The sequence below is a fragment of the Shinella sp. G-2 genome, from assembly GCF_050172695.1.
Classification (GTDB): Bacteria; Pseudomonadota; Alphaproteobacteria; order Rhizobiales; family Rhizobiaceae; genus Shinella.
The window spans coordinates 1-7,302 of the sequence record NZ_JBBEYH010000049.1 but is presented as its reverse complement, the minus strand read 5'-3'; the positions used below and the strand labels follow the sequence as shown (position 1 = coordinate 7,302).

At 65.7% G+C, this 7,302-nt stretch carries 8 protein-coding genes and 1 pseudogene; 4 read left to right on the top strand and 5 right to left on the bottom strand.

Annotated elements, in window-relative coordinates; all coding sequences use genetic code 11:
• Window positions 1–94 (top strand): annotated as a pseudogene (locus V8U06_RS28860) (IS5/IS1182 family transposase); the annotation flags it as partial.
• 16 nt (window positions 95–110) lie between these two features.
• Here the strand turns inward: V8U06_RS28860 and V8U06_RS28855 are convergent.
• The 3 genes from V8U06_RS28855 to V8U06_RS28845 are packed head-to-tail and all read right to left on the bottom strand — an operon-like array spanning window position 111 to window position 2,301.
• Window positions 111–455 (bottom strand): ArsC family reductase, encoded by a 345-nt coding sequence (locus V8U06_RS28855; protein WP_427143603.1) that lies wholly within the window; start codon window positions 453–455, stop codon window positions 111–113.
• 48 nt (window positions 456–503) lie between these two features.
• The gene (locus V8U06_RS28850) at window positions 504–1,124 is read right to left on the bottom strand and encodes a YitT family protein (protein ID WP_226920931.1); all 621 of its coding nucleotides are present in this window, start codon (window positions 1,122–1,124) and stop codon (window positions 504–506) included.
• Window positions 1,125–1,131: 7 nt separating this feature from the next.
• Entirely contained in the window at window positions 1,132–2,301 is a 1,170-nt protein-coding gene (locus tag V8U06_RS28845) for an amino acid aminotransferase (RefSeq protein WP_427143602.1), read from the bottom strand.
• Window positions 2,302–2,450: 149 nt separating this feature from the next.
• Between V8U06_RS28845 and V8U06_RS28840 the strand changes: the two genes are divergently transcribed.
• Both V8U06_RS28840 and V8U06_RS28835 read left to right on the top strand, forming a co-directional pair.
• Window positions 2,451–2,930 (top strand): Lrp/AsnC family transcriptional regulator, encoded by a 480-nt coding sequence (locus V8U06_RS28840; protein ID WP_427143601.1) that lies wholly within the window; start codon window positions 2,451–2,453, stop codon window positions 2,928–2,930.
• A gap of 87 nt (window positions 2,931–3,017) precedes the next feature.
• Window positions 3,018–3,860 (top strand): endonuclease/exonuclease/phosphatase family protein, encoded by an 843-nt coding sequence (locus V8U06_RS28835; RefSeq protein ID WP_427143600.1) that lies wholly within the window; start codon window positions 3,018–3,020, stop codon window positions 3,858–3,860.
• On the opposite strand, the gene V8U06_RS28830 is transcribed toward V8U06_RS28835, so the two are convergent.
• Together V8U06_RS28830 and V8U06_RS28825 are read right to left on the bottom strand one after the other, a co-directional pair.
• A complete protein-coding gene (locus V8U06_RS28830) occupies window positions 3,832–5,292 on the bottom strand; it encodes a phospholipase D-like domain-containing protein (RefSeq protein ID WP_427143599.1) in 1,461 nt (486 codons plus the stop codon). The two genes, V8U06_RS28835 and V8U06_RS28830, sit on opposite strands and share 29 nt — an antisense overlap.
• Window positions 5,293–5,423: 131 nt before the next feature.
• The gene (locus tag V8U06_RS28825; RefSeq protein ID WP_427143598.1) at window positions 5,424–6,482 is read right to left on the bottom strand and encodes a peptidase M14; all 1,059 of its coding nucleotides are present in this window, start codon (window positions 6,480–6,482) and stop codon (window positions 5,424–5,426) included.
• Window positions 6,483–6,617: 135 nt separating this feature from the next.
• Here V8U06_RS28825 and V8U06_RS28820 point away from each other — a divergent pair, with 135 nt between their 5' ends.
• Window positions 6,618–7,178 carry a methylated-DNA--[protein]-cysteine S-methyltransferase gene (locus V8U06_RS28820; protein ID WP_427143597.1) on the top strand — a complete coding sequence of 187 codons (561 nt, stop codon included), beginning with the start codon at window positions 6,618–6,620 and terminating at the stop codon, window positions 7,176–7,178.
• Window positions 7,179–7,302 lie beyond the last annotated feature (124 nt).

The window sequence follows — 7,302 nt, the reverse complement described above, 5'->3', positions numbered from 1 at the left end:
GGACTGGCGGCGCATCGCAACCCGCTACGACCGTTGCGCGCATACCTTCTTCTCGGCAATCTGTATCGCAGCCACCATCATCTTCTGGACCTAATCAATGAGTCCTGAGCCTAGAACAGCGTTTCGTAGATATCGGGCTTGAAGCCGGCCGTCAGCGCGCCGTTCCGGTCGAGGATCGGGCGCTTGATCATCGAGGGCTGGGCGAGCATCAGCGCGATCGCCTTCTTCGCGTCGAGGCCCTGCTTGTCGGCCTCGGGGAGGGCGCGGAAGGTGGTGCCGGCGCGGTTCAGCACGGTTTCCCAGCCGAGCGCATCCACCCAGCGCACAAGGCTCGCTTCATCGATGCCTTCCGCCTTGTAGTCGTGGAACGTGTAGGCGACGCCCCTGGCGTCGAGCCAGGTGCGGGCCTTCTTCATCGTGTCGCAGTTCTTGATGCCGTAGATCGTGACGGTCACGCGTCTCTCCTCATGCTCTTCAGCCGCCTTCATAGGGCGGCGCAGCCCTCACGTCACCCCGAGATAACGGCCGGGGCGATGGTTGATGGCGAGCGTCATGTTGACGACGACGGCGCCGAGCACGGACAGGGCGAGGCGGTCGAGCGGGATGACGAAGAAGGCAGCCGAAAGGATGGCAAGATCGACCGCGAGCTGGAAATAGCCGGCGCGCAGACCGAAACGGTCCTGCAGGTAGATCGCCAGCACGTTGATGCCGCCAAGGCCCGTGCGGTGGCGAAAGAGGATGAGCAGGCCCGTGCCGGACAGCGCCCCGCCGATCACGGCCGCATAGAGCGGATTGAGATGGGAGAAGGCGATGAGGTCCGACGTGAAGCGCGTGAAGATCGAGACGAGCGTCACGGCGGCGAAGGTGCGCAGCGTGAAGGCCCAGCCGAGCTTCCGCACGGCAAGGATATAGAAGGGCAGGTTGATGGCGAAGAACAGCCACCAGAAACCGATGCCCGTCGCATATTGCAGGAGCAGCGCGAGGCCAGCGGTGCTGCCGGCAAGCAGCACCGCCTTGGTGTAGATCACCACGCCGAGCGCCATGAACAGGGTGCCGACGAGGATGGCGATCACGTCCTCATAGGCGGAATGGCGCTCGGGCTGCGCTGCTGTATCGGCCGACATCGTTTCCTCAGAGGCTCAGGAACTTTTCGATGACGGCATCGACCTCGGCCGACTTCAGGCCGGCGATGTTGATCCGGCCGGAGGTCGGCATGTAGATGGCGTGCTCGGCGCGCAGCTTCAGCACGTCCGCCTCTTCGAGCGGCAGCAGCGAGAACATGCCCTCCTGCGCGCGCACGGCCGTCAGAACCTGCCAGCGCTTGGAAAGGCCGGCGGCAAGGCGCTCGCGGATCGAGGTGATGCGCAGGCGCATGCTCTCGATCTCCGCTTTCCAGTCGGCCGTCAGCGCCTCGTCGCCGAGGATCGTGCTGACGATGGCCGCGCCATGATCCGGCGGCATGGAATAGCTGGTGCGGGCAAGCGCGGCGAGATTGGTGCGCACGGAGAGCGCGGTCTCGGGGTTGCTGCAGGCGGCGTAGATCGCGCCGGTGCGCTCGCGGTAGAGACCGAAGGACTTCGAGCAGGAGACGGCGACGAGCGCTTCCGGCACGGCGGCAAGCAGCGTGCGCAGGCCTTCGGCGTCTTCCTCCAGGCCACGGCCATACCCCTGGTAGGCGATGTCGACGAGGGGCAGCAGGCCCTTTTCCGCAATGAGGGCGGACACCGCACGCCACTGGTCGGCGGAAAGGTTCGCGCCGGTCGGATTGTGGCAGCTTGCATGCAGCAGCACCGCATCGCCGGCGGCCGCGCCCGACAGCGCTTCCATCATGCGGTCGAAGAGAACGGTCTGCGCGGGGATGTCGAAGAAGGGATAGGTGACCACCTCGAGGCCCGCGGCCTTGAAGATGCTGGCATGGTTCGGCCAGCTCGGCAGGCCGAGCCAGATACCCTTCGTGCCCATGCGTGCCATCAGGTCGGCGGCAAGGCGCAAGGCGCCCGAGCCGCCCGGCGTCTGGAGGGCGGCGGTGGCGCGGCCCTTGCCGGCTTCGCCCGTCGTCAGCGCCCAGAGGCGATCGAGGAACACCGGGTCGCCTTCCGGGCCGACATAGGCCTTGGTCGGCTGCGTCTCGACGAGGCGGCGTTCGGCTTCCTTCACCGCACGGAAGATCGGCGTCGCGCCCGTTTCATCGCGATAGACGCCGACGCCGAGGTCGACCTTGCCGGCGCGCTCGTCCGCCCGGAAAAGCCCGATGAGGGCAAGCAACGGATCGTCGGGCTGGCGGGTGAGGGCGTCGAACATGGCCGGGTTCCTGTGTGGGTGGGATGTGCAAGCGGTTTAGGCCAAATTATCAGCAAAATCGACCATGATATTGCGGAGAAAGCGCAAGAAGCTTTTGTCTTCTTGCTGTATGCCGCTAGATTAATGCAGATTTTTGCGCGGGGGCGAATATGGACAAGCGGACGGGCGACGAACTGGCCCTCGACCAGACGGACCGGCGCATCATCCGCCTGCTCGTGGAGGATGCCGGGCTCTCCAACAACCAGCTTGCGGAGAAGGTCGGCCTGTCGCCCGCTCCCCTCTCGCGCCGGCTGTCGCGGCTCGAAGCCAGCGGCGTGATCCGCCACACCGTCATCGTCGATCCGCGCGCCGCCGGCATCGGTTTCCAGGCCTTCCTGGAGGTGACGCTGGAGCGCACGGCCCCGCGCGTCGGCGAGCGTTTCATCGATCTCGTGCGGCGCATGCCGGAGGTGGTGGAGTGCCATACCGTCGCCGGAGACTTCGATTTTCTCCTGAAGATCGCGGTCAAGGACGTCGCCGACTACCGGCGGCTGCTGTGGAGCGAATTCGAGCGGATCGGCGAGATCAAGACGCTGCGCTCGACCATCCTGCTCGACAGCCCCAAGATGCAGGTGAGCGCGCTTCCCTGACGTTTTCAGGAACCTTCTTGCGGCGGAAAAGGTTGCCGAAAGGAAGCCCCGACCCATATGATGGGCTCGTGCCACGAGGAAGGTCCATTGGACAGGAATGAAAAGATCGCGTCGGCCGCGCTGCTTTCGGCCATTCGCAACCGCCGCGGCCATCGTCCGCCGGAAAGCAATCGCCCGGGCGATACCGTGATCGCCTCCTACAACGTGCATAAATGCGTCGGCGTCGACCGGCGCTTCGATCCCGAGCGCACGGCGAGCGTGATCGCCGAGATCGATGCCGACATCATCGCCATCCAGGAAGCCGACAAGCGCTTCGGCGAACGCACGGGCCTCTTGAACCTCGAAGCACTGGAGCGCGACTGCGGCTTCGTGCCGGTGCCGATCACCGCGCTGTCCTCCACGGGCCATGGCTGGCACGGCAACATGATCATGATCCGCAAGGGGGCGGTCGGCGGCGTGCGGCAGTTGAAGCTGCCCGGCGTCGAGCCGCGCGGCGCGCTGGTCGTGACGCTCGACCTGCCGGCCGGCAAGCTCCGGCTCGTCGCCGCCCATTTCGGCCTTCTGAAGCGTTCGCGCGAGCAGCAGGCCATGGCGATCCTCGCCTCCGTCGCCGAGGAGGAACAGATGCCGACCCTTCTCGTCGGCGATCTCAACGAATGGCGCGTCGGCCGCCGGTCCTCGCTCTCGCGCCTCCAGCCGACCTTCGATCCGGCCTCCGGCGCGGTACCGAGTTTTCCGTCGCGTTTTCCCATTCTGGCGCTCGACCGGGCGCTCGGCCATCCGCACGATCTCGTCACATCCGTCGAGGTGCACGACACGCCGCTTGCCCGCGTCGCGTCCGATCATCTGCCGATCAAGGCGCATATCGATCTGCAGGTGGTGTGGGAACGCTCGCTTGCGGTTACAGATAGGGTGAGCCAAGCCATGTGACGCGCTCGACGAGGCGCTGGGCGAAGGGGCGGGCCTTCAGGTCCTCCAGCTTCACCTCCTCGGCTAGCGAGAGCGCCGTCGCGATGCGGTTTTCGATGCGGTCGGCGAAGTCGCAGTCCACGACCTCGATATCCACCTCGAAATTCAGCCGCAGCGAGCGCGGGTCGATGTTGGAGGAGCCGACATAGGACCAGACGCCGTCGATGACCGTCAGCTTGGAATGGTTGAAGGCGCCCGAGGCGCGCCAGATGCGGCAACCGTATTTCAGGAGCTGGTCGAACTGCGCGGTCATGGCGAGATCGACCAGTTTGAGATTGTTGGAGGAGGGCACGACGATGTCGATCGCGACCCCGCGCCGCGCCGCCGTCACGATGGCGCTGATCAATTCGCGGTCGGGCAGGAAATAGGGCGACATGATGCGGATGTGCTTCTTGGCGACGGAGACGGCGCCCATCAGCATGCGGTGGTTCGTCTCGAGGCTCTTGTCAGGCCCCGAGGGAACGACGCGGGCGAGCATGCCGCTTTCCGGCGCATCCGGGGGCGGCGCGATCTGCCAGGCCTCGCCGGAAAGGTCGTCGCCGCCGGAAAAGCGCCAGTCCTCGTAGGCGATGCGGAAGAGGTCGCTGACGACGGGGCCGGTAACGCGGAAATGCGTGTCGAGCGCTGCCAGATCGCCGGAGAACTCCGTGCAGAAGCCGGCGCGGATGTTGAGCCCGCCGGTGAAGGCGACGCTGCCGTCGACGATCAGGATCTTGCGGTGGGTGCGCAGGTTCGCATAGGGCAGGCGCAGGCCCATGACGATGTTGCCGTTGAAGATGTCGACCGGCACATTCGCCCGCTTCAGTTCCGAGACGATGGAGGGAATGGAATAGCGCGCGCCGACCGCATCGATCAGCACGCGCACCGCGACGCCGCGCGCCACGGCCGCCGAAAGCGCCCTGACGAAGCGGTCGCCCGCACCGTCGCGGTCGAAGATATAGGTTTCCATGAAGATGGAGCGTTCGGCGGTGTCGATGGCCGCAAGCATGGCCGCATAGGCCGTGTCGCCGGTCTCGAGGATTGCGATGCGGTTGCCGGAAGTGAGCTTGCAGCGTCCGACGGCATCGCCGAGCCGCTGCATGGCGGCAACCGCTCCGCCATAGGTCACCTGCACATGCTCGTTGGTGACGTCGTATTCCGCCATGTGGTGCCAGCCGGCGGCAAGCAGGCCCTCGCGGCTGAGGTTCAACGTCTTGCGGCGGATGCGGTTGATGCCGCCGACGGCATAGATCAGCGCGCCGACGACCGGCGACAGCACGATGACGCCGACCCAGCCGATGGCCGCGCGCACCTCTTCCTTCGTCATGGTCGCGTGGATGGCGGCCGGCACGCCGAGGATGATCGACAGCGCGACGAGGATATGCGGCCAGTAGGTCGAAAGCGTCTCAAACATGATGCGGGCGGATCATCCGGAGCAATATCCTTAAAGGCGGCAAGGGCTTTTGCCGCCTTACTATATTGTTCTGGATGATACGAATGCGAGGGGGTGGATAGTCCCCCGCGCGAAAGATTTTCCGTCGCCCGTCAGTCTTCCAGCGTGCCCGGCTTGCGGTCCTTGCGCGTCGCCTCGTGGCAGGCAAGCTTCATCAGGTCATCGCCGCGCCGGGCATAGCGGGCGGAGCTGCGGGTGGCAATCAGCCCGTCATGGCCGGCCTTGACGGCGATCGTGCCGTCGGGCTCGCCCGGCCGGACGATCAGCGTCGCCAGCAGGTCGCCGGCCTTCACACGTTCGCCGATGGTGCGGTGGAAGAGCACGGTGCCGGGTTCGGGGGCGCGGACCATCTCGATATTGTCGAGCGGCACGGCCGGGCCGGCATAGGGCCTTGCCTCATGGGCCGCGTCGGCGACGACGCCACGTCCTGCGAGGAAGGCCCAGAGACCCTCCGCATCGCGCTTCGCCATGTCGGGATAGACGTCGCGCCGGCCGCGCAGTTCGACGGTGACGGAAAGACGGCCCGGCACGCGCTTCAGCCTCTCACCGCCCTGATGCTTGAAGGCGTGGCCGACAGCCTCCTCGAAAGCGCTGCTTTCGCCGTCCGAGAGGAAGACGGCTTCCATGTCGAGCGTGCTCGCAAGGTCCGCCGCCTCCGGCCAGAAGGCCTCGTCGATATAGGCATATTGCAGGGATTCGTCGTCGCAGTGCAGGTCCAGCACGAGGTCCGCGCCGAGTGCCATGTGCAGCAGCGTGCGTTTCAGCCGGTCGGCGGCGCTGCGGCGCTCAAGGCCTTCGAGCAGTGTTTCGCGTTCGGCGAGCGCCACCAGCGGAAAGTCGCGGTTGAAGTTGGTGCGCGAGCCGAGGTCGAACCGGCCTTCCATCTCGCCGAAATGATACTGGGCAAGGCCGATGGAATTGGCCTGCGGCACGACGGTGATGTCGCCGCAGATCGCGCCCTCCGCTTCCGCCTTGCGCAGCCGTTCCAGCAGGAAATGGCAGAGCGCGGTTCCGGGCAGTTCGTTGGCGTGCAGCGCCGCCTGGATATAGACCGACGGTGCCGTCGCATCGCTGCCCTTGAAGCGGAAGACCGGCACGCGCCATTCTATACCCGCCGTATCGCCGCCGATGATGATCTCCGAGCGCTCCATGTAGTCCCCTCGCTGAATCGTTTTCGCGACGGTTTATGCGAATTGGCGGCGAAAGGCGCAAGTCCCGGCAAGAAACGGGTTGAAAGCAGCCGGGCAAAGCCCGATCTTGTGACAAAACGGGAACAGGAGCCGAAAATGACCGGCAAGACCCACTACCTGATCTTCGACACCGCAGGCGGCCCCTGTGGCATCGCCTGGACGGCGGCGGGCGTCGTGCGCTTCCAGTTGCCGGGCGAGGACGCCGCCACCACGCGCCGCCTGCTGCTGCGCCATCTGCCTGAGGCGGAAGCCGCCGAGCCGCCGCCGGCCGTTACCCGCGCCGTCGCGGCCGCGCAGCGTTACTTCGCCGGTGAGGAAGCCGATTTCACCGATGTTCCGCTCGATCTCGCCGGCCAGAGCGATTTCTTCCGGTCGGTTTACGATGCCGCGCGGCGCGTGCACTGGGGCGAGACGACGACCTATGGCACGCTTGCCCGCGATCTCGGCGCAGGCCCGGAAATGGCCCGCGAAGTCGGCCAGGCCATGGCGAAGAACCCCGTCGCCCTCATCATTCCCTGCCACCGTGTGCTCGCCGCCGGCAACAGGATCGGCGGCTTCTCCGCCCCGGGCGGTTCGACGTCCAAGGTGAAGATGCTGGCGCTCGAAGGCATCTCCTTCGCCCCGCCGGAGCCGGCGCAACAGTCGTTCGGATTCTAGAGCATTTCCAGCCGAAGCGGGATCGCTTCGGCGTCGGATAATGCGGTAAAACAAAAAGCTCTAGGTCGGATCGACATTCAAGATTCCCAAATCGGCTGATTGCTGATTCATAGGTTACCGTGTT